This is a genomic window from Streptomyces deserti (genome assembly GCF_054782695.1).
Genome location: NZ_BAAGRZ010000006.1, coordinates 175,931 through 194,742, shown reverse-complemented (window position 1 = coordinate 194,742; position 18,812 = coordinate 175,931). Strand labels below are relative to the sequence as shown.

Below are 18,812 nucleotides of genomic sequence, written 5' to 3'. Positions count from 1 at the left end.
GTTCCCTCATCGCGCTGCCGCCAGCGGTGGGTGCGTTGTCCTGGAGCGTTGACGAACTGGGCGGGCGGGCCTGGGAACGGGGCGGGCAGGCGACGGGGGAACGCCTGCCCGCCCCGAGGGCAACGACCCGCACAACGGGGGACGCGGGCCTTGCGGAGCCGTGGTCACGGCCCACTGGTGACAGCGCACCGGGCACCGCACGTGTCACACCCGCCGTGCCGCACCGCCCACAGGAGCGGGCCGTGACGGCCTCACCGATGCTGATCAGGCGGCCTCCGCCAGCAGCAGAGGGCCGGTATCCGTCACCTGCAGCAGTCGCCTGACAGCGGGGGTCACCGGTCCGGATGCCGCGAAGCCCACCCCGGCAACCTGGCAGTGGCTGCGGGCTGCCAGCAGGACGCTCAGTCCGGAACAGTCGCAGAACGCGACCCGGCTGAAGTCCGCCTCGACGCATCGAGCACCGTTGATCACAGCGGCTTCCAGTTCGTCGCTCAGCCGGGCCGCGGTAAGGTGGTCCACCTCGCCCGCCACCGCCACCACCGTCCGGCCGGCCACGGTGCTGCTGCACACACGCAACCGCTCGCCGGGCCGCTTGCCGGGATCGCTGTCCACACCGTCAGCGTCTCGGCTGCACGCCCCGAAGTCAAAGGGCCGCCAAGAGGGAACACGAGTGCCCGTTGGTCCCGGTACGGGGCGCTGGGGTGATGACAGCGTGAAAGCACGCGAGAGTCCAGCTGCCCGGCCCAGCCAGAACGGCTGCCTTTCGCCAGGGGCTCGCTCAGGCGGTCAGGCGAGAGCCGCCATCCTCAGAAGGTGAGGCCAGGCAGCTGTGCACCCGCTCACCGGGCCCGGTCAGGGGACGCACCCTCACCCGGCCACGGCTGTGCGCACACCTCCCGCGGCATGCCGCCGTTCGGGGTGGGGGAGGCTGCCTCGGTGTGGGCGGCCGGTGCCGGGGTAAGCGCACGGCGGAAAGCCGCCCGAGCGCGGCGAACACAACGAAAGAGCACCGCATGGTCATCCCGCTTATGAAGCAGGCGGCAGATGAGCAGGGTACGGACGAGAACGCCACACTCTGTTTTGGCGTGGCCTGGGCCGAGGGCGCTGCCTGGGCTGTCGAGGCGCGCCAGGCCCTGCGTGCCGCCCTCGCCCACGCTGCGCGTTCTGGCCGCGACCCCGTGCCGGCCCCGATGGGGCTGGACGCCGAACTTGTGATCAGCGAGCTGGTCACCAACGCCATTCGGCACGCCCCCGGCCCCTGCGGGCTGATCCTGCAGCTTTCCAGTGACGCACTGGCCATCACCGTGTGGGACACCTCCACCGACCAACCCACAGTGAAGGAGCACGACCCGCACCGCTTCGGCGGCCATGGACTGCGTCTGGTGCACACGGTCAGCGACAGAGTCGACGTCGCACCCCGCACCAGGGGAAAGCAGATCACCGCCTACCTGCGCCTGACACCGAGCGACGACGGGGAACCGACGACAATGCCGTTCCCAAGGTGACGGAATGCGCGGAACGGATCATCCGGCCGACCGAGTTCCTGCTGCGCCTCTCAAAACTGAATGCCGCCGCCCACCCGGCCTCGGCGCGGGTGGGCGGTGACGGGGACACGCCGTGCCCAAGGCGTCAGCCGGCGGTGTTGGTGTGCCAGATCGCCCGGCCCGCGTCGTAGATCACCACGTTGCCGTCCGTCTGGACGACGAGCCGGGCGTTCGGGTGGCCCGCGGTGCCGGAGCTGAAGAGCTTCATGTTCTTGTCCTTCACCGGGTCGACGACGAAGAGTTCCCCGTCCTTGAACCAGGCCTGCGCCGTCGGCCCGGCGGCGGTCTTCGCGGACCAGCGGACCCTGTTGGTCCTGCTGTCGACGACCTGGAGGTCGCCGTCCTCCGTCAGGAACAGGCGTACCGTGCCCGAGTCGACGGTGTCACGCTCGGTGTTGTCGAAGCTGTCCGAGGTGAACACCGTGTTCCCGTGGACGACCATGTTGGTGTTCAACCGGCCCTCGGCCAGCTCGTCGATGACCGGGATCGACGGCAGGAAGGCGTACACGGCCCCCTCGGTCCGTACGAACTGGGAGAACTTCAGCGCGACCGGTTCGCCGCCCTCCGGGCGCTCCCAGGAGATTTGGGTCTCCTCCCCCGCCACTGGGTCGGCGCCGGCGGGCAGCGGGCCGGGGTCGATCTCCTCGTGGTGGGTGTTGGGGTTGGGCTTGGGGAACGTCTCGTCGTTCATCCAGAACCTCTGGATGAACTCGAACTGCCGGAACAGGTCGGCCTGGTAGCAGACGAAGACCAGCCCCCGGGGCGCGTCCGGGCCGTTGAGCGCCGAGGCGGACGGGTCGAACGGCAGGCCGTAGGGGATGCCGCGGCGCATGATCCGGCGGTGGTTGAACTTCGTGTCCGGGAAGGTGCCGCCCTTCGGGTCGGGGAAGCCGTCCCGGGGGTTGGTCTTGCGCAGGTGGGACCAGAGCGGGGTGGTCGTCCCCTTCGGGTCGTCCTTGAACGAGATCAGGTTGTCGTTCGACGACTCCGCGTTGTACGACATGTCCGCGTGCGGGCACTTCGCCACGGGCGTCCCGGAGCGCCAGCGTCCGACCAGCCGGGCCGCCAGCCACTCGGTCGTGGCCTGCGGGGGCGCGGCGTTCGCCCGTTTCAGCGCCTCCAGTTGTGAGGCTACGCCCGCCCACCAGCCGGGGACGTCCTGTGCGAGCCGGCGCACCACCTGGAAGGAGCCCTTCTGCGCCCACTCCGGATACGGCAGGGGGTGCGGGCGCTCCCGCTCCAGCCCGACGACGAACTCGCCGGGGTTGACCAGGATGGTGCCGGGGTGACCCTTCTCGTAGACCGGGTTCTCGGGGTCGGGCTCGTCGAGGTACTTGATGGCGGGTTCACTGACGCCGTCCTTGAAGCCGAAGTGCTCCCGTCCCCGGCGGGGCCCTTCGAGGGTGGCGCCCTCCTGCTCGAAGACGGTGACGATCCGGGCGCGGGCCAGGTCCTGGCGGACGTCCCCGAGGGTGGCCCGCAGCACGTGGGGCTGGTCGGCGGCGAGGGTGAGCACCGCGTGGACGCGTCCGTCGCCGACGTTGCCGAAGAGCCAGTTCTTCGGAGCGTTCGGGCCGGTGTCGCCGAGCGCCTCCGCCCGCTTGGCGGGGCCCTCCGCGAAAGCCTTCAGCGGGCCGTCGGTGCTGTTGTTGTCGACGCCGGGCAGCGGGTTCCGGCCGGTGAGGAACGCCAGCCCTTCGAAGGTGAAGCTGAGGCCGTACCACAGCGCGTTCAGGTTCTTCGGGTCGTCGCCCCCGGAGTACGAACGGGCCCGGGAGTACTCCCTGTTGAACCTCGCCACCTGACTGGTGGTGGCCAGCAGCGGCCGCAGCTGCTTCAGCCACGTCCGCGCCGCCTGCTGGTCCTCGAACCGCAGGAACAGCAGCTGCATGTGGTCCTTCTTGAACCCGGCGAGTACGTCGCCCTGGATCTCGGTGTCCTCACGGAGGAACAAATGTCGGGGGTCGTTCGTCGCCGTGGTCATAGGTGCCCTTCTCTCCGGAAAATTCGGCGGGTGGGTGTCGACAGCCCTGTTACCCAGCCGGAATTCCTTGTAGAAATCGCTGCGCGCCATCACCCGTGTGAATGCGGTGTTCCCCCGCACCGGGGCGCAGTTCGGGCGCGGGACCTCGGCATTCACGCCGGAGTTCGCGCCGCCGCCACCGGCGCGGGCGGTGTTTCACCGTGAGGTGAGTGAGTGACTGCCCGTATGCATTTTCGGATGTTGAAAGGCGCGGTTTACGGAAAGAATGGGAGCGCCCCGGAGCATGTGCTCGTTGCGGGTTCCCGCCGAATTCCCTTTCCTCGCTCTTCTCTTCCCTGACTTCCCTGATTTCCTCAGGCGGCTAGGAGACCCATGCCCCCACGAAAGATTTCCGCTGCCTTTTTGGCGTGCGCACTGGTATCCGCGGTGACCGTCACCACAGGGGTGGCCGCGCCGTCCGCGTACGCCCACGACGGCGCCGACGGCGGCGCCCATCACGATGTGCTCGGCGACACGGGCGGGTCCGGGAAGGTCCGGGTGACCGAGCGGCAGGTCAAGAAGGAGATGAGAGACGACGAGGCCGCCGCCCTCGGTGAGGAGCACGCCCGGGAGCACGCCAGCCTGCGTGCGACGGCCAAGGCCCTGAGCGAGTACCCCCAGTCGACCCGTACGGCGCGGCTGCGGAAGCTGACCGAGACCCAGGCGGAGACCAACAAGAAGTACGCGCCCGAGGAGTTCGGCCGGTTCGCGGAGTACTTCCCCTCACCGGACTACGGCGACCACATCGCCACGCTGCCCACCGGCAAGGTGCTGCTGTTCTCGTTCGAACCGGTCGAGGACAACCCCCAGAAGGAGACCGCCCCCACCGACGTCATCGGCAAGGAGAACGCCGGCCGGGCGTATCTGTGGGACCCGGACAAGGGCACGGGACACGACGCGTTCAAGAACGTCCCCCCGCCGACGGTGGTGATGCCCGACGGCAAGAACGAGGCCCGCCCGGCACCGTTCTTCTGCTCCGGCCACACGTTCCTGCCCAACGGCATGCTGGGCGTGTTCGGCGGCAACCTCGGCGGCAACGGGGGCAGCGGCGCCAAGCTGTCGCTGGTCTTCGATCCCTGGACGGAGACCTGGCACCGGAACAAGGACATGTCGGTCGGCCGGTGGTATCCCGGCGTCGTGGAGGGCCCCGACGGCCGGCTGCTCATCATGTCGGGCCAGTCGGAGCTCGGCTGGGGCACGCCGACGCCCCTCGTCGAGCGCTTCCCCGCCAAGTCGCACCCGGTGCCGTGGCTCAGGAACGACGTGCCGAACGATGTGCCGGTCGACACGTTCCGCGCCGAGGCGCCCTTCACCAAGGACTACCCGCACCTGTTCTCGCTGCGCGACGGCAGGATCTACGGCCTCGGCCGGATGGCCGGCGAGCAGTACGTCTTCGACCTGGGCACGGAGACCCGGGCGCAGCTGCCGGACCGGCCCATCGGCGTCCCCTGCAAGGACCAGCGGGACAACAACGGCGAGGGCTGCAACCCCGAGCGCATCAACGGCTCCGCGGTGGCGCTGCCCAACGGGGTGAACGGGCCCGACTCGGTGCTGGTCCTCGGCGGCAACCGGGACGACCCGAACACCTACGAGCTGGTCGACGGCAAGACCTGGACGAAACGCCAGCCCCGGGCCTTCGGCCGGGCGAACGCAGCACCGTCACCCTGCCGGACGGCAAGCTGTTCACCGTCAACGGCTCCTTCCACATCCGCAACTACGGCAACGGCATGTACAACCCCAACGCCCTGCCGAAGTACCGCCACACCGAGGCCCGCGACGAGGACGGCACCTGGAAACTCGGCCCGGTCCAGCGGCTGCCGCGGGGCTACCACTCCAACGCGGTCCTGATGCCCGACGGGCGGATCCTGGTCACCGGCGACGAGGCGCAGCAGATCGCCAACGACCCGGACATCAAGGACGACATGCACGGCAGCATCGAGATGTTCGAGCCGTGGTACCTGCACGTCGGCAACCGGCCGCAGCTCAACCGGGTCCCGGCCGATCCGCTGTCCTACGACTCCGCCTTCCGGGTGCTGACCTCCACGCCGGGACGCGTCGACAGCGCCGTCCTGGTGGCGCCGTCGACCGCCACGCACTCGACGAACTCCAGCCAGCGCCATCTGCGGCTGAGGATCAACTCCCGTGACGGCAACCGGCTCGGCCTGCAGACCCCGGCGACGGCGGCCGATGCTCCGCCCGGGTGGTACATGCTGTTCCTGCTGGACGAGCGGGGCGTGCCGAGCGTCGCGAAGTGGGTGAAGCTGGGGCCCGCGCCGGACACCTCCGGGCCGGGCGGCACCTGACGCCCACGCCCCCCGGAACTCCCCCGGAGGGGCCGGGCCGGACAACCGAACCGTTCTCCCGGGGACCCTGCCGCGGCTGCGGCGGGGTCCCCGCCTCCTGGCACCTCGTCGGCGGGGCTCAGCGGCCGGGCGGGGTGAGCACCACGAAGTCCGCGCTCGCCGGGTCGAGGCACACGGCCAGCCGGCCGACACCCTCGGCGTCCTCCGGGCCCATCTGCACGCTGCCGCCGTTCTCAGTGACCTTGGCGACCGCGGCGTCGCAGTCGGGGACCGCGAAGACCGGGTGCCAGTACGGCCGCCCGTTCGCCAGCGCGAGGTCCTCCTTGCGGACCTCCATGAGGCCGCCGTGCATCCGCTCCTCGGGCAGCCCGGCGGGGGTGATCAGGGAGTAGGTGCCCCCGCCGCCCGGCAGCTCCATGTCGCTGAACTGCCAGCCGAAGATGCCGCCGTAGAACTCCTTCGCGGCCGCCGCGTCGCTCGTGTACAGCTCGGTCCAGGACAGCGAGCCCGGCTCGTCGACCAGCTCGACGCCCTTGTTCGTCCCCGGCTGCCATACGGCGAACTGGCCACCCAGCGGATCGCTGTACTGCGCCATCCGGCCCCACTCGTCGAGGTCCATCGGCGGGACCCGCACCGTGCCGCCCGCGCGCTGCACCGCCTGGGTCGTCGCGTCCGCGTCGGTGACCATGTAGTAGATCATCCAGGCCGGGCGCGCGCCCTGCTCGGTGAGCTTGCCGAGCCCGGCGACGATCTTGCCGTCGTTGCGGAACACCCCGCCTTCCATGTCCTCCCCCTCGCCCATGGACTCGTACTCCCAGCCGAGCACCGCGCCGTAGAAGGCCGCGGCGGACCGGACGTCGGGGGCGCCGAGGTCGAGCCAGCAGGGGGAGCCGGGTGCGAAGTCAGTGGTGATCATGCGATTCCCTTTCGCGGATCCTGTGTGACCTCAGCGTGACACCAGGCACTGACAATCGCCCGTCGGCCGCACCCCGGGAGCGGGGCGCCGACGAACGGCGGGCGCACCTGCCCGGTGTGGGGTGGCGGCAGATCCGCCACCCCACACCCGTCCGCCGTCGAGCACGGCGACGTGGGGGCCGGCGCGGCCGGTGGCGAGGGCGACGCCCCCCCTCGCCACCGCGTTCACCGGTCGCGCGACGCCAGGTACTCCTCGACGCCCGGGGCGCGGTGCGCGTCCTCGACACCGACCAGGCCGCCGACCGCCTTCGCGTCGGGCCGCAGCACGTAGGTGGCGAGGCTCGCGGGGCGGGAGACGTCGGAGAAGTTCTGCGGGGTGCCGAGGCCGGTGTCGGCGTTCGTGCGGGAGCGGTGGGCCTTGACGACGTCCTCGCGGGCGAGGCTGCCGGCCTCGCAGGCCTTCTTCAGGTCCGCGCCCAGCAGTTGGGCGGCGTTGTAGCCGGACAGGACGCCGGAGTCGACCGGGGAGTCCGGGTACTTCTTCCCGTACGACGCCACCATGCGCCGCACGCCGGGCAGGTCGGAGCTGACCGCGGGGGCGGCGCTCACCACGTGCAGCATGGCCGCCAGAGCCGGTGCGGCGGGCGTCTTCATCAGCTGGGGTGCGAAGCCCGGGGCGCTGCTGACGACGGGTACGCGCAGGCCTCGGGAGGCGGCGACGCCGACCAGGGAGGCCGTCTGGGCGGGTCCCGCGCTGATCAGGATCGCCTTCACGCCCTTCTTGCTGAGCGCCGAGACCTGGGCGGACAGGTCGGTGTCGGTGGCCTTGATCTTCTGGCCGGACACCTTCAGCCCGGCCCTCTTCGCCGCCCAGGTGGATCCCTCCAGGGCGTTGGCGCCGTAGTCGCCCTCGAAGTACACGTGGCCGATGGTGTCGCCCTTCTTCAGGCCCTTGGCGCGGGTGAGGAAGCCGACCGCGGCGATCATGTCGAGGTCGTAGGTGGTGCCGAGGACCTGGACGGGGTCCTTGCCGAGGAGGGAGGCCGCCCAGGCCTGCGGGAAGGTCAGCACCTTGTCGCGTTCGATGTCGTCGAGCAGGGCGGCGACGACCGGGGAGCCGATGACCTGGGGCAGGGCGACGACGTCCGGGGAGATGTCGGCGTACGCGGTGACCGCCTTCTGCACGTCGTAGCCGTGGTCCTTGACGACGATCTCGACCTTGCGGCCGCAGATGCCGCCCTTGGCGTTGGTCTCGTCGGCCCACATCTGCTGGGCCTGCACGATGCTCTTGCCGAGGGTGGCGTAGGGGCCGGTCAGGTCGGTGAGCGCGCCCAGTCTGATCGTCTCGGCGCCGACGCCGGGGCCGGTGCGGACGCCGTCGGCGGCGTCGCCGCCGCCCTTGCCGTCCGCCTTGGAGCTGCATCCGGTGGCCGCGAGCAGGACGGCGAGGGCCCCGGCGAGGACGGTTGTGGCGGTGCGGTGCCTGGGGGGCGTGGTGGTCACGGGGTGTGCTCCTTGGGTCGTACGGGTGCGGCGGGAGACTCGGACGGGGTGAGGTCCGGGGAGGGGGTCCGGGTGCGTCGGCGGCGTACGCGGTCGCGGGTGCGCCGGGCCAGGCCGGTCAGGCCGTCCGGTGCGTACAGCAGGACGACGACGATGGCGGCGCCGTAGAGGTAGCGGGCCGCCTCGGTCGGGCCCACCGAGCCCTCGGCGGAGCCGGGGGCGGTCACCAGCGGCAGCTGGTCGGCGTAACGGGTCATCAGCAGCGGCAGCGCGGTGACGAAGACGGCGCCCGCGGTGGCTCCGGCGACCGAGCCGAGGCCGCCGATGACGATCATGGCGAGGTAGTCGACGGAGAGGGCGAGGGAGAAGTAGTCGGGGACGACGCGGCGGAAGGCGAGCGCCAGCAGCACTCCCGCGAGGCCCGCGTACATCGACGACACGACGAAGGCCGCCGAGCGGTGGTGGGCGACGTCGACGCCCATCACCGCGGCCGCGGTCTCGCTGTCGCGCAGCGCGGCCAGCGCCCGGCCGGGGCGTGAGCGCAGCAGGCCGCGGGCGGTGAACCAGGTGAGCGCGAACAGGGCCAGGCCCAGGTACCACAGGCGTTCCTCGGCGCCGAACGGCACGCCCAGCACGGTCAGTTCGGGGCCGCCCGCGGCGAAGGTGAAGCCGCCCAGCTCCAGCGGGGGTACGGAGCGGCCGTTGAAGCCGCCGGTGACGGAGTCGGCGGTGAGCAGCACGTGGTGGCCGAGGAAGACCAGCGCGAGCGTGGCGATGCCCAGGTAGATGCCGCGGACCCGGCCGGCGACGGGGCTGAACAGGCCGCCCGCCGCTCCGGCGAGCAGCACCGCGAGGACCGCGGCGAGGGCGGGCGGCAGGCCGGGGCCGGGCTCGCCCGCCAGCCAGGCGTAGCCGTACGCGCCGACGGCGAGGAAGAAGGCGTGGCCGAGGGAGAGTTGGCCCGCGGTGCCGGTCAGCAGGGCCAGGCCGATGGCGCCGATGGCCGCTGCCATGGCGAACAGGCCGATCCGCAGCCAGAAGGCGTCCAGGTAGAACGGCGGCAGGCAGAGGGCGAGGACGAGCAGGATCGTCCCGGCCGGGCGTGGGAGGCGGCGGTCAGACACGGGCCGCCGCCTTCGTGCCGAACAGCCCGGTGGGCCGCACCAGGAGCACCAGGACCATCACCGCGTACGGGGCCACGTCGCCGAAGCCCTCGCCCAGCACGTGCAGTTCGGACTGGTAGCCGACGACGAGCGCCTCGGTCAGCCCGATCAGCAGGCTGCCCGCCAGGGCGCCGGGCGGTGAGGCCATGCCACCGAGGATCGCGGCCGGGAACGCGTTCAGCGCGATCTGGCCGGTGCTGCGCTCCAGGCCGGGCGCCGGGAACGCGGCGAGGAACACCGCGGCCAGCGCGGCGAGCGCCCCCGCCAGGCACCAGGCGAGGGTGCGCACCCGGGTCAGCCGCACGCCCATGAGGGAGGCCGCTTCCAGGTCCTCGGCGGCCGCCCGCAGGGGCAGCCCCCAGGCGGTGAACCGGAACAGCGCGAAGACCGCGGCGATCACGACCGCCGACACCGCGATCGCGGCGAGCCGGCTGTCGGCGACGGTCACCGGGCCGAGGTTCGTCACCGCGTCGCCCCACGGGTCGCCGAGGGACAGCAGGTCGCCGCCGATGCGCCGGGCCAGGTCGGTGAGCAGGACGATGTCGACGCCGATGGTGACGATGGTCTGCACGTGGGCGGCGCGCGGATCCATCCCGCCGGGTTGCAGCAGGAAGCGGTCCAGGGCACCCGCGACGGCGGCGGTCGTCACGATCGCCGCCGCCAGCGCCCCGGCGAAGCCGAGGTCGTCGTGGAGGACGGCGGTGAGGTAGCCGCCGAGCAGGAGCAGCGAGCCGTGGGCGAAGTTGAGGACGCCGGACGCCTTGAAGATGACGACGAAGCCGAGGGCGACCAGAGCGTAGACCGCGCCGAGGGCGATTCCGTCGAGAAGATGGCCGAACAGGCCTGTCATGCGGCTTCCTCCCCTGGTGTGCCGAGGTAGGCGCGCAGCACCTCGGGGTCGCGCCGGACCTCGTCCGGGGTGCCGTGGGCGATGACCCGGCCGAAGTCGAGGACGGTGACCTCGTCGGCCAGGCGCATGACCAGACCCATGTCGTGCTCCACGAGCAGTACGGACAGGCCGAGTTCGGCACGCACCTCCTGGACCACCTCGGCGGTGCGGGCGCGTTCGGCGGCGTTCATCCCGGCCACGGGCTCGTCGAGGAGCAGGACGCGGGGCTCCAGGCACAGGGCGCGGGCGAGCTCCACGCGCTTGCGGTCGCCGTACGACAGCAGCCCGACGGGACGGTCGAAGTGCCCGGCCAGACCGGTGAGTTCGGCGATCTCGCGGGCCCGGGCACGCTGCTCGCGCTGTTCGCGCACGGCCCACGGCAGCCGCAGCGCGCTCGCGGTGAAGCCGGCGCGGGAGTGGGCGTGGCGGCCGAGCATGAGGTTGTCGCCGACCGTGCCCTCGGTGGTGACGATGTTCTGGAACGTACGGGCCACGCCGAGCGCGGCGATGCGGTGCGGGGCGAGCCGGGTCAGGTCCTGCGCGCCGAGCCGGACCGTGCCGGAGGCGGGGCGGGTGAGGCCCGACAGGACGTTGAAGCAGGTGGACTTGCCGGCCCCGTTCGGACCGATGAGGGCGTGCACCGAGCCGGGCGCGAGGGTGAGGGAGACGCCGTCGAGGGCGGTGAGACCGGCGAAGCGCACGGTGATGTCGTGTACGTGGAGCTCGGGGAGCTCGTCCCGGTCCTTGTGGGGCTCCTGATCCTGAGCAGAGTCGTTCACGCGGCCCCCTGCCCGTCGGCCGTCTCGCCCAGATAGAGGCGGCGCACCGCGTCCGTGCGGGCGAGGTCGTCGGCGGGGCCGGACAGCCGTATCTCGCCGACCTCCAGCACGTGCGCGTGGTCCGCGAGGGACAGCGCCATGCCGGCGTTCTGTTCCACGAGAAGCACGGCGGTGCCCTGGGCGTTGATCTCGCGGATCACCTCGGCGATCCGGTACACCATGCGCGGGGCCAGGCCCAGGGAGGGCTCGTCGAGGAGCAGCAGGCGCGGGGCGGCCATCAGGGCGCGGCCGATGGCGAGCATCTGCTGCTCTCCCCCGGACAGCAGGCCGGCGGCCTGGCGGGTGCGCTCGGCGAGCCGGGGGAACAGCGCGAAGACGCGGTCGCGGGCCGCTCGGCGCTGGGCGGGACTGCGCCGCCCGAGCCCGAGCCCGCCGCTGCGCAGGTTCTCCTCGACGGTGAGACCGGCGAACACGCGCCGGCCCTCGGGGACCTGGACGACTCCGGCCCGGACCGCCGCGACCGGGTCCCGGCCGTCGAGGACCGTGTCGCCGTAGCGGACGCGACCGGCCGTGATCGCGCCGCGGTGCAGGCGCAGCGTGCCCGACACCGCCCGCAACAGGGTCGTCTTGCCGGCGCCGTTGGCACCGAGCAGCGTCACGACGGCCCCGTGGGGAACGGTCAGGGACACGGAGCGGAGGGCGGACAGGGCGCGCCCGTACGTCACGTCGAGTCGCTCGACGTGCAGCGCGGGCCGGTCGTCCGGTGGTGCCTGGGGCATCGCGGCTCCTCAAGGCCGTGCCTGGATCGGCACAGGGCTTCGGGGGAAGGGGAGCTCACGACAGCACGGGGGCCGGTTGGCGGTACAGGTTCCGGGGCGGGGTCGCTGCGGGGTCCCAACGCCTGCGGGCGGGTGTTGTGCGGGTGCCCAGTGCCCGGTCGGCCGGTGGGAACGGGGAGGGGCTCAGCGGGGCAGCAGCCGGTGGGCGGCCAGGGCCAGGGCGACCTCGACCAGGTCGGACGGGCGGGAGAGGGAACGCCCCGTGAGGTGCTCGTAGCGGCGCAGGCGGTTCAGGACGGTGTTGCGGTGGCAGTACAGGCGCCTGCTCGCCCGCTGGGCGGAGCCGTCGCAGGCCAGCCAGGTGGCCAGGGTGTCCAGCAGCACCTCGGCGTCGGCGGGCTCCAGGTGGGCCAGCGGGCCGAGCAGCCGGTCGGCCAGGGCGGCGCCGAGCTCGGGGCAGGAGACCACCAGCGCCTCGGGGAGGTGGTCCGTCAGCCGGACGGTGCCGCCGCCCGCGGGGCACAGGCTGAGGGCGGTGTCCGCGAGTCTGCGGGCCTCGCCGACGGCGGCCAGGCCGTCGACGGCGCTGCCGACGCCGATGCGGGGGCCCGGCACGGGTCGGGGCGGTGCCGCACGGTCGCCCTCGCCGTCATGGTCCTTGTCGCCGTGGTGATCGCCGTTGTGACGACCGTGGTGATCGCCGTTGTGCCTGTCGTTGTGCTTGTCCTTGTTGTTCTCCTTGTACTTGTCGTGGTTGTTCTCCTTGTGGTTGTCGTTGTGGCTGTCGTTGACGAGGACGATGCCGTAGTCCGTGTCCACGCCCGTGTGCCAGTACGCGCGCTTGCCCGGCACGAGCGCGGCGCGGTCGGCGCCGCCCGGGTCGGCGCCCGCGACCGCGACGACGACGTACCGCCCGTGTTCCGGCAGGTCCAGCGCCTGCGCTGCCTCGGGCAGGTCGGCGATGCGGCTGGTGCCGTCCAGCAGGGCGGTGGCCAGCAGCCGGACCCGGTTCTCGCGGCGCCAGGCCAGCTGCCGTTCCGCCTGCCGGTAGGCGTCCGCGACGAGGGTGCAGTGCTCGTCGACGAAGTCCCACACGTCGGACGCCACGTGCACCAGGAGCCGTACGTCCTCGGGAGCCGTACGGACCGTCTCGTCGACCAGCCCCTGCCACACCAGCGAACCGCCCAGCCGGAAGGCGTGCAGCAGCGCGTCCAGCGGCAGGCCCTGCTCCGCGCGCGTGGCGCCGATCCGCCACGAGCAGCGGCGGGCCGCGTCCCGGGTGCCGCGGGGGTCGAGCAGGGAGAACACGCTGTGCCGCAGCGAGCGGTGCACCTCCTGCCAGATGCCGGCGGGGTCGCTCTCCAGCGCGGCCCGGTAGGCGGGCTCCTGCTCCTGCAGGGCGGCGATCAGCCGGTCGGTGAGCTGGGGCAGGTCCGCCAGCAGGACGCGGGCCGCGCGGTGCAGCACGTGCGGGGCGTCGGCGTCGATCAGCGACCGCACGCGCGGTGTCCGTACGGGCGGAGCGGGCGTCGGTCCGGGGCGGAGCACGGTTCGGGGCCGTACGGCGTGGTGCATCGTGGTTCTCCCCAGGGTCGGCTTGCCGGCGGCGCCCGCGCGGCGGCTCCGCACCGGCGCCCGGCCGGCCGCGGAGCCCCGGGCCGGCCGCCACCTGACTGTCCTGCCCCCGAAGAATGGCATACCGTCCGGTCGGTCCCTAGAGTTGTGCACGGGTCTTTTCCCGGGGCACGGGTCCCTGGCGTCGTGCAGCGGCCTTGTCGGCCTGCTCGACCATGCGGGCAAGTTCGACCCGGGAGCGGACGCCGAGGGCGGCGAAGACGTTGCGCAGGTGGTAGTCGACCGTGCGGGTGCTGACGGACAGGCTGAGGGCCACCTCCCGGTTGGTGGCGCCCTCGGCGACGTACCGGACGATGCGCAGTTGCTGCGGGGTCAGCCGGGACAGCTCCCCCGCTCCGGCCCGGCCCGGCTCCCCGGCCGCCGTCCGGCCCGGTGCGGCGCCGTTCGCGCGCAGTTCCGCGTCCGCCTGCCGGGCCCACCGGTGCGCGCCGCAGCGCTCGAAGCCCAGCAGCGCGGCCCCGAGGTGTGTGCGTGCCTCGCGCAGTCGGCGGCGGCGCCGCAGCCACTTGCCGTAGAGCAGTGCGGTACGGGCCCGTTCGAAGTCGCCGGCCGCGTCCTCGTGCCGGTCCAGCGCCCGCCGGTACAGCTCGTCGGCCGCCTCCGGCGGGGCCAGCAGGGCGCGGCACCGCAGCAGTTGGGCGGGTGCCTGGGGATCGGCGCCGCAGGCCGCCCAGCGGGCGAAGGCCTCGACGGCCGTCCGGGCATGGTCGGCCTGCCCGGTGGACGCGGCGGCCTCCACGAAGCAGGGCACGGCGAGCATCCACACGGCGAAGTGGCCGCGCCGGGGGCCGGGGCACACCAGCGGGCCGAGCCGGTCGGCGGCCTCGCGGGGGCGGCCGCGTCCGAGGTCGGCGCGGGCCGCGGCCCACTGGGCGAGCGTGGCGGCCTGCGCCAGGCCGTGCCGCCGGGCCGTCTCCAGCGCGGCCGCCACGTGCTCGGCGACCAGGTCCGTCTCCCCCTCGATCGACGCGGCCAGGGCGAGTACGGCGTGGTGGTGGGCGGCCGTGTTGCGCTGCCCGGTGCGCCGCGCGCCGCGCAGCCCCTCCTCGGCGTGGGTACGGGCCAGCGCGTGCCGTCCCGCCCGCAGCTCGGCGTAGGCCAGGTACTCCAGGGCCCGCGGTTCGAGGACGGCCGACCCCAGCGTTCGCGCCGCCGCCAGCGCCCGCGCACCGGCCCGGCGCGCGCCGGCCACGTCACCGAGCAGCAGGGCGGCGGCCGCCGAGCGCAGGAGCTGCTCGGGGTCGTCGGCGGCGAGGCCGTGGTCCACCACGCGCCTGAGCGGCACGGCCGCCAGGTCGAAGCGCGCTTGCAGGACGGCGCGCATGCCGGACCGGTGGTCACGTAGGAGGAGGGCATGCCGGGGGCTGTGGGGGCTCGGTGTGCCGGTGAGCTTCGGGGTGGGGGGTGGTGGGGTGGTTCCGGGGGCGGCGGGCGACGGTGGGGCGTCGGGGACCGCTGCCCCGGTGGTACCGGGCGACGGCGGGCCGTCGGGGCCCGCTGCCCCGGTGGCGCCGGGCGACGGCACGTCGACAGGGCCCGCGGCCTCGGTGGCAACCGCCCCGACGGTCTCCCGCGGAGCGTCCCCGTCGGAGTCGAGCGCCCGCAGGCACGCCGCCATGTCACCCGCGGCCCACGCGGCGGCCGCCGCGGCCAGGGCGGCTGCCTGGGCCTGTTCGGGGGCGGGGGCCGTGAGCAGGCGGGCGGCGAGCAGGAGGGACTCGCGGGCGTCGTCCACGGGACCGTCCGCCAGGAGCACCGTCCCCCGCAGCAGCTCGGCTCGGCCCCGTAACACCGCGGGGCCCGGGCGGCCGCGGGCCGCGTCGAGCAGGCGCAGGGCCTTGGACGTCTGCCCCGCGAGCAGGGCCTGTTCGGCGGCGGCCGTGTACCGGTGCGCCCGCTGCGCCCCGTCCGGGGTCAGCTCGGCGGCCCGGGTGTGGGCCGTGCAGCGCAGGGCGGGCGGGAGCGCGCCGGTGGCGGCTGCCGCCAGGTGGGCCGCGAGGGCGGGAGCGGGTGCCGTGGTGGCCCACGAGCGGTGCAGCAGTGCCAGGACGCCGTGTCCGTCGGGCAGTGCGCGGGCCAGCGCGCGGTGCACGGCACGGCGTCGCTCGGGCCGCGCCCCGGCGTACACCGCCCTGCCGAGCAGCGCGCTGCGGAAGCGGAGCCGGCCGTCCGTCAGGACGAGCACGTCGGGCAACGGCTCCGGCAGCGGTACACCCCCACCCCGTCCGAGCCCCCGGGCCGCCCTGAGCACCAGCTCCGCGTCGATGTCCGGGTCCCCGCAGACCCGTACGGCGGCCGCGAGGGTCAGCAGCAGGTCGTCGCATCGCCGCGGCAGCCCGGCCAGGCATCCCCCGGCCACGGCGGTCAGGAGCTCGGCGTCGGCCAACGGGCGTGGCAGGGACCGCTGTCCGCGGAGCTGGGCGGGCGAGAGGCGACGGGCCGATGCCAGCAGCAGGGCGGGACTGCCCTCCGCCGCCGCGACGAGCTCGTCGCGGACGGCCGGATCGACGGCCGAGTCGGTCGCGTCGTCCAGCAGGGCGGCCGCGTCCGCCGGGGGCAGGGGCCCGAGGCGCAGCACGGGCAGTCCGGTGAACTCCCGGTCGACGGGACGGTGTCCGGCGACGGTGAGGAGGAGGCCGAGGCCCGCCCGGCCCGCCGCGTGCAGGTGTGCGGCCGCGTGTCCCAGGGCGGCCCGCGCGTGGGCGTCCCACAGGTGCGCGTCGTCCACGCACACCAGGGCGGGGCCCTGCGCGCCCATCGCGTGCAGGGCACCGAGCAGCGCCTCCCCCGCCGTCCCGGCTCCGAGGCCACGATCGGGCCGGCCCGTCGCGCGCAGGAGCGCGCGCAGACCGTCGTACGGCTGCCGGGAGCGCGCGGGATCGGCCCGCACGCGCACCACGGGTCCCACCGCGAACGAACCGGCGGCGAACGCCAGGAAGGCGGTGCGGCCACAACCGGGTTCACCGGTCACGACACCGACGCCGCCGTCGGTGCGCAGCCGCTCCAGCAGCTCGGCCACGGCCTGCCCCTGCGCGCCCGCGCGGTACGGGAGCCGAGCGGGTCTCGGCGTCGTCTGTCCGGTCATGCCCGTCATGCCCGCGACGTTACGGGTGGGTAACGGGAGGGGGAAGGGGGGCGTCCACGCCGCCGCGGCGCTGTATCGGCCGTGTCACCTGCGCGTTCGCGGTGTGCGGGCGGCGCGCGGTGTGTGCCGCTGCCCAACGACCGCGGCCCGGCGCGCTGCACCCGCACAACGCCGGTGGCGGCCGCGCGGACCGCCACCGGGTCGGCGGCGCCTGGCGATGCGTCAGGAGGTGTGCGGGCAGTTGCCGCGGGCCTCCTCGATCGTCAGGCCCGGCTGGGGCAGCGGGCACAGGAACTGCTCGTAGCGGGTGTCGTTGTCGATGAACCGCTTCAGCCAGGAAATGCTGTACTTCGCGATCGTCGTGTTCGACGTGTTGGGCGCGAAGTGGCTGGCGTTGTTCAGCTCCAGGTAGGCCCGGTCGAGCGAGGACGGCAGGCTGGAGTAGAACGGCTCCGCGTGGGAGCCGACCGGTGCGACCGAGTCGCCGTCGGCCCCGAAGATCAGGGTCGGGGTGCTGATCTCCGGCCAGGTCTTGTCGAGGTTCCACGGCGTCATCGGGATCGCGGCCTGCAGCGCGGGCCGGGACTTGGCGGCTTCGAGGCTGCCGCCGCCGCCCATGGAGTGGCCCATGACGCCGAGCCGGCTGCCGTCGATACGGCCGCGGACCGAGCTCCGTTGGGTGAGGTAGTCCAGGGCCGCGAGCAACTGGCGTCCCCGGGAGTCCGGTTGGTCCAGGGTGCTGAGGGTGTCGATGGTGAAGACCACGAATCCCTGCGAGGCCAGGCGCGGCCCGAGCCAGGAGATGGAGGACTGGGTGCCGGTGTAGCCGGGCGAGACGGCCACCGCGCCGAAGGTGCCGTCGGCGGTGCTGGTCGGGTAGTAGACGGTGCCTCCGCCGAAGTCGGTGACGGCGAGCGAGGAGACGGTCGTACGGGAGACGGCGTACGGGCCGCGCTCCGCCTCGATGCTCGCGGTGGTGGGCGCCGGGCCGCGCTCGTACGGGTTGTCCGCCGCGTGGGCGCCGGGACCGCTGAGGGTGGCGAGCCCGAGGACGGCGGCGGCGACCGCGCCGGCGAGTCTGCCGGTGCGGCGGCGCGCGGCACGGGCTGCCGGGAGCGGGCGTGCGGTGCTGCTGTGGGGGTGCTGCACGACGAGTGGTCCTCTCACTGGCGTGGCGAGCCGTTCGACCGGGCGCGGCGCGTGGGGAACGCGTCCGTGCACCGGCCGACGAGCGCCGCCGACGGCTGGGGGATGCCACTGTCGGCGTGCGGCGGCCACGCGCGGACCGGCAATGTCACCGGTCTCGTCATCCGTCGAGCCGAGGGAATCGTCACCGGTTCTTCACAGGTTGCGAACGCATCGGCGGCCCGGGTCGGAGCACCCGTAGCGGTGTTTCCTGGTCGAGGGGTCCGCCATGGTCTGGGTCGCCGTCTTACTGCTGCCGTTTCTGAGCGTCCTGCTCCTGGTCATTGACCGCATCGAGGAGCGCCTGCTCGAGCCCGTCCCCGCGAAAGGCCGGCATGCCGCGCGCAAACGGCACCTGCGCCTGGTCCGGGGCGGCGCCCCACAGCGCGAAGAGCGAACCGTTGCCGAGCCGGACGCAATGGAAGACCGGGCGGCCTGAGCCCGGTCGCGGAGGGAGTCGCGCAACCCGGCACCGCGGGGTGCTGCTGCGCCCGCCCCACCACCGGAGGCACCCTCACCCCCGCACCCGCTCACACTGCACCGCAGCCGGCCCATGCTCCCCGGCCGCGCAACGCCCGCACACCCCGCTGAGTTCGAGGGTGTGCTCCAGTTCCGTGAAGCCGGTGGTCTCCGCGAGCCGGGCGGCCCACTCCTCGACGGCCTCCGAGTCCACCGGGCGACTGCGGCCGCAGCAGCGGCAGATGAGGTAGTGCCGGTGTTCCTCGGTCGGCCGCCGCAGGTACAACCGCTCGCCGCCCTCGTCGCGCACGACGTCGACGAGCCCGGCCCGGTCCAGTTCGCGCAGGGTGCGGTACACGGTGGTGAGCCCGACCGTGCTGCCGGAGTCCGTCAGCAGCGCGTGCAGTTCCTGCGCGGAGACGAACTCGCCGCAGCGGCCCAGGGTGTCGAGCACGGCCCGCCGCTGACGCGTACTGCGCAGCAGCCCCGGCGCGGCGGCCCGGCCGCCCCTCGGCGCCTCCTCCTCCGCTTCCCCCATCACTGGACTCCT

At 73.5% G+C, this 18,812-nt stretch carries 16 protein-coding genes; 4 read left to right on the top strand and 12 right to left on the bottom strand.

Annotated elements, in window-relative coordinates:
- Positions 1–264 precede the first annotated feature (264 nt).
- Positions 265–612 carry an STAS domain-containing protein gene (locus ACYVMZ_RS14405; protein WP_461079402.1) on the bottom strand — a complete coding sequence of 116 codons (348 nt, stop codon included), beginning with the start codon at positions 610–612 and terminating at the stop codon, positions 265–267.
- A gap of 401 nt (positions 613–1,013) precedes the next feature.
- Between ACYVMZ_RS14405 and ACYVMZ_RS14400 the strand changes: the two genes are divergently transcribed.
- Positions 1,014–1,505, top strand: a complete 492-nt coding sequence (locus ACYVMZ_RS14400; RefSeq protein ID WP_461079400.1) for an ATP-binding protein — start codon at positions 1,014–1,016, stop codon at positions 1,503–1,505.
- Positions 1,506–1,629: 124 nt separating this feature from the next.
- Here ACYVMZ_RS14400 and ACYVMZ_RS14395 read toward each other — a convergent pair whose 3' ends face one another.
- The gene (locus ACYVMZ_RS14395; RefSeq protein WP_461079398.1) at positions 1,630–3,528 is read right to left on the bottom strand and encodes a Dyp-type peroxidase; all 1,899 of its coding nucleotides are present in this window, start codon (positions 3,526–3,528) and stop codon (positions 1,630–1,632) included.
- Between the two features lie 426 nt (positions 3,529–3,954).
- On the opposite strand from ACYVMZ_RS14395, the gene ACYVMZ_RS14390 reads away from it, so the two are divergent.
- Positions 3,955–5,415 carry a Kelch repeat-containing protein gene (locus ACYVMZ_RS14390; protein ID WP_461079396.1) on the top strand — a complete coding sequence of 487 codons (1,461 nt, stop codon included), beginning with the start codon at positions 3,955–3,957 and terminating at the stop codon, positions 5,413–5,415.
- Positions 5,415–5,870 carry a galactose oxidase early set domain-containing protein gene (locus ACYVMZ_RS14385; RefSeq protein WP_461079597.1) on the top strand — a complete coding sequence of 152 codons (456 nt, stop codon included), beginning with the start codon at positions 5,415–5,417 and terminating at the stop codon, positions 5,868–5,870. The genes ACYVMZ_RS14390 and ACYVMZ_RS14385 overlap by 1 nt, the downstream gene beginning before the upstream one ends.
- A 118-nt stretch (positions 5,871–5,988) precedes the next feature.
- On the opposite strand, the gene ACYVMZ_RS14380 is transcribed toward ACYVMZ_RS14385, so the two are convergent.
- From ACYVMZ_RS14380 to bdeA, 9 genes are all read right to left on the bottom strand, one after another.
- Positions 5,989–6,786 carry a VOC family protein gene (locus tag ACYVMZ_RS14380; protein ID WP_461079394.1) on the bottom strand — a complete coding sequence of 266 codons (798 nt, stop codon included), beginning with the start codon at positions 6,784–6,786 and terminating at the stop codon, positions 5,989–5,991.
- 224 nt (positions 6,787–7,010) lie between these two features.
- Complete coding sequence (locus ACYVMZ_RS14375; protein WP_461079392.1) at positions 7,011–8,288, bottom strand: ABC transporter substrate-binding protein; 1,278 nt, start codon at positions 8,286–8,288, stop codon at positions 7,011–7,013.
- Entirely contained in the window at positions 8,285–9,412 is a 1,128-nt protein-coding gene (locus tag ACYVMZ_RS14370; protein WP_461079390.1) for a branched-chain amino acid ABC transporter permease, read from the bottom strand. Before ACYVMZ_RS14370 ends, ACYVMZ_RS14375 begins: the two co-directional genes overlap by 4 nt.
- A complete protein-coding gene (locus ACYVMZ_RS14365) occupies positions 9,405–10,301 on the bottom strand; it encodes a branched-chain amino acid ABC transporter permease (protein WP_461079388.1) in 897 nt (298 codons plus the stop codon). The genes ACYVMZ_RS14370 and ACYVMZ_RS14365 overlap by 8 nt, the downstream gene beginning before the upstream one ends.
- A complete protein-coding gene (locus ACYVMZ_RS14360; protein WP_461079595.1) occupies positions 10,298–11,047 on the bottom strand; it encodes an ABC transporter ATP-binding protein in 750 nt (249 codons plus the stop codon). Before ACYVMZ_RS14360 ends, ACYVMZ_RS14365 begins: the two co-directional genes overlap by 4 nt.
- Positions 11,048–11,115: 68 nt before the next feature.
- Entirely contained in the window at positions 11,116–11,898 is a 783-nt protein-coding gene (locus ACYVMZ_RS14355; RefSeq protein WP_461079386.1) for an ABC transporter ATP-binding protein, read from the bottom strand.
- Positions 11,899–12,081: 183 nt separating this feature from the next.
- Entirely contained in the window at positions 12,082–13,473 is a 1,392-nt protein-coding gene (locus ACYVMZ_RS14350; protein ID WP_461079384.1) for a PucR family transcriptional regulator, read from the bottom strand.
- A 139-nt stretch (positions 13,474–13,612) separates the two neighbouring features.
- Positions 13,613–16,618 carry a LuxR C-terminal-related transcriptional regulator gene (locus tag ACYVMZ_RS14345; protein ID WP_461079593.1) on the bottom strand — a complete coding sequence of 1,002 codons (3,006 nt, stop codon included), beginning with the start codon at positions 16,616–16,618 and terminating at the stop codon, positions 13,613–13,615.
- A gap of 222 nt (positions 16,619–16,840) precedes the next feature.
- On the bottom strand, positions 16,841–17,767 hold the full coding sequence (gene bdeA, locus ACYVMZ_RS14340; protein ID WP_461079382.1) for a bis(hydroxyethyl) terephthalate hydrolase: 927 nt from the start codon (positions 17,765–17,767) through the stop codon (positions 16,841–16,843).
- Positions 17,768–18,032: 265 nt separating this feature from the next.
- Here bdeA and ACYVMZ_RS14335 point away from each other — a divergent pair, with 265 nt between their 5' ends.
- Positions 18,033–18,242, top strand: a complete 210-nt coding sequence (locus ACYVMZ_RS14335; protein ID WP_461079380.1) for a hypothetical protein — start codon at positions 18,033–18,035, stop codon at positions 18,240–18,242.
- Positions 18,243–18,317: 75 nt separating this feature from the next.
- On the opposite strand, the gene ACYVMZ_RS14330 is transcribed toward ACYVMZ_RS14335, so the two are convergent.
- Complete coding sequence (locus tag ACYVMZ_RS14330; RefSeq protein WP_461079378.1) at positions 18,318–18,800, bottom strand: Fur family transcriptional regulator; 483 nt, start codon at positions 18,798–18,800, stop codon at positions 18,318–18,320.
- Between the last annotated feature and the right edge of the window lie 12 nt (positions 18,801–18,812).

Bases quoted from the DNA above. Each gene is read 5' to 3' on its own strand.
- ACYVMZ_RS14385 (WP_461079597.1), top strand. From the start codon at position 5,415: ATGCCCGACGGGCGGATCCTGGTCACCGGCGACGAGGCGCAGCAGATC.
- ACYVMZ_RS14335 (WP_461079380.1), top strand. From the start codon at position 18,033: ATGGTCTGGGTCGCCGTCTTACTGCTGCCGTTTCTGAGCGTCCTGCTC.
- ACYVMZ_RS14350 (WP_461079384.1), bottom strand. From the start codon at position 13,473: ATGCACCACGCCGTACGGCCCCGAACCGTGCTCCGCCCCGGACCGACG.
- ACYVMZ_RS14365 (WP_461079388.1), bottom strand. From the start codon at position 10,301: ATGACAGGCCTGTTCGGCCATCTTCTCGACGGAATCGCCCTCGGCGCG.
- ACYVMZ_RS14355 (WP_461079386.1), bottom strand. From the start codon at position 11,898: ATGCCCCAGGCACCACCGGACGACCGGCCCGCGCTGCACGTCGAGCGA.
- ACYVMZ_RS14345 (WP_461079593.1), bottom strand. From the start codon at position 16,618: ATGACCGGACAGACGACGCCGAGACCCGCTCGGCTCCCGTACCGCGCG.
- ACYVMZ_RS14395 (WP_461079398.1), bottom strand. From the start codon at position 3,528: ATGACCACGGCGACGAACGACCCCCGACATTTGTTCCTCCGTGAGGAC.
- ACYVMZ_RS14400 (WP_461079400.1), top strand. From the start codon at position 1,014: ATGGTCATCCCGCTTATGAAGCAGGCGGCAGATGAGCAGGGTACGGAC.
- ACYVMZ_RS14330 (WP_461079378.1), bottom strand. From the start codon at position 18,800: ATGGGGGAAGCGGAGGAGGAGGCGCCGAGGGGCGGCCGGGCCGCCGCG.
- ACYVMZ_RS14380 (WP_461079394.1), bottom strand. From the start codon at position 6,786: ATGATCACCACTGACTTCGCACCCGGCTCCCCCTGCTGGCTCGACCTC.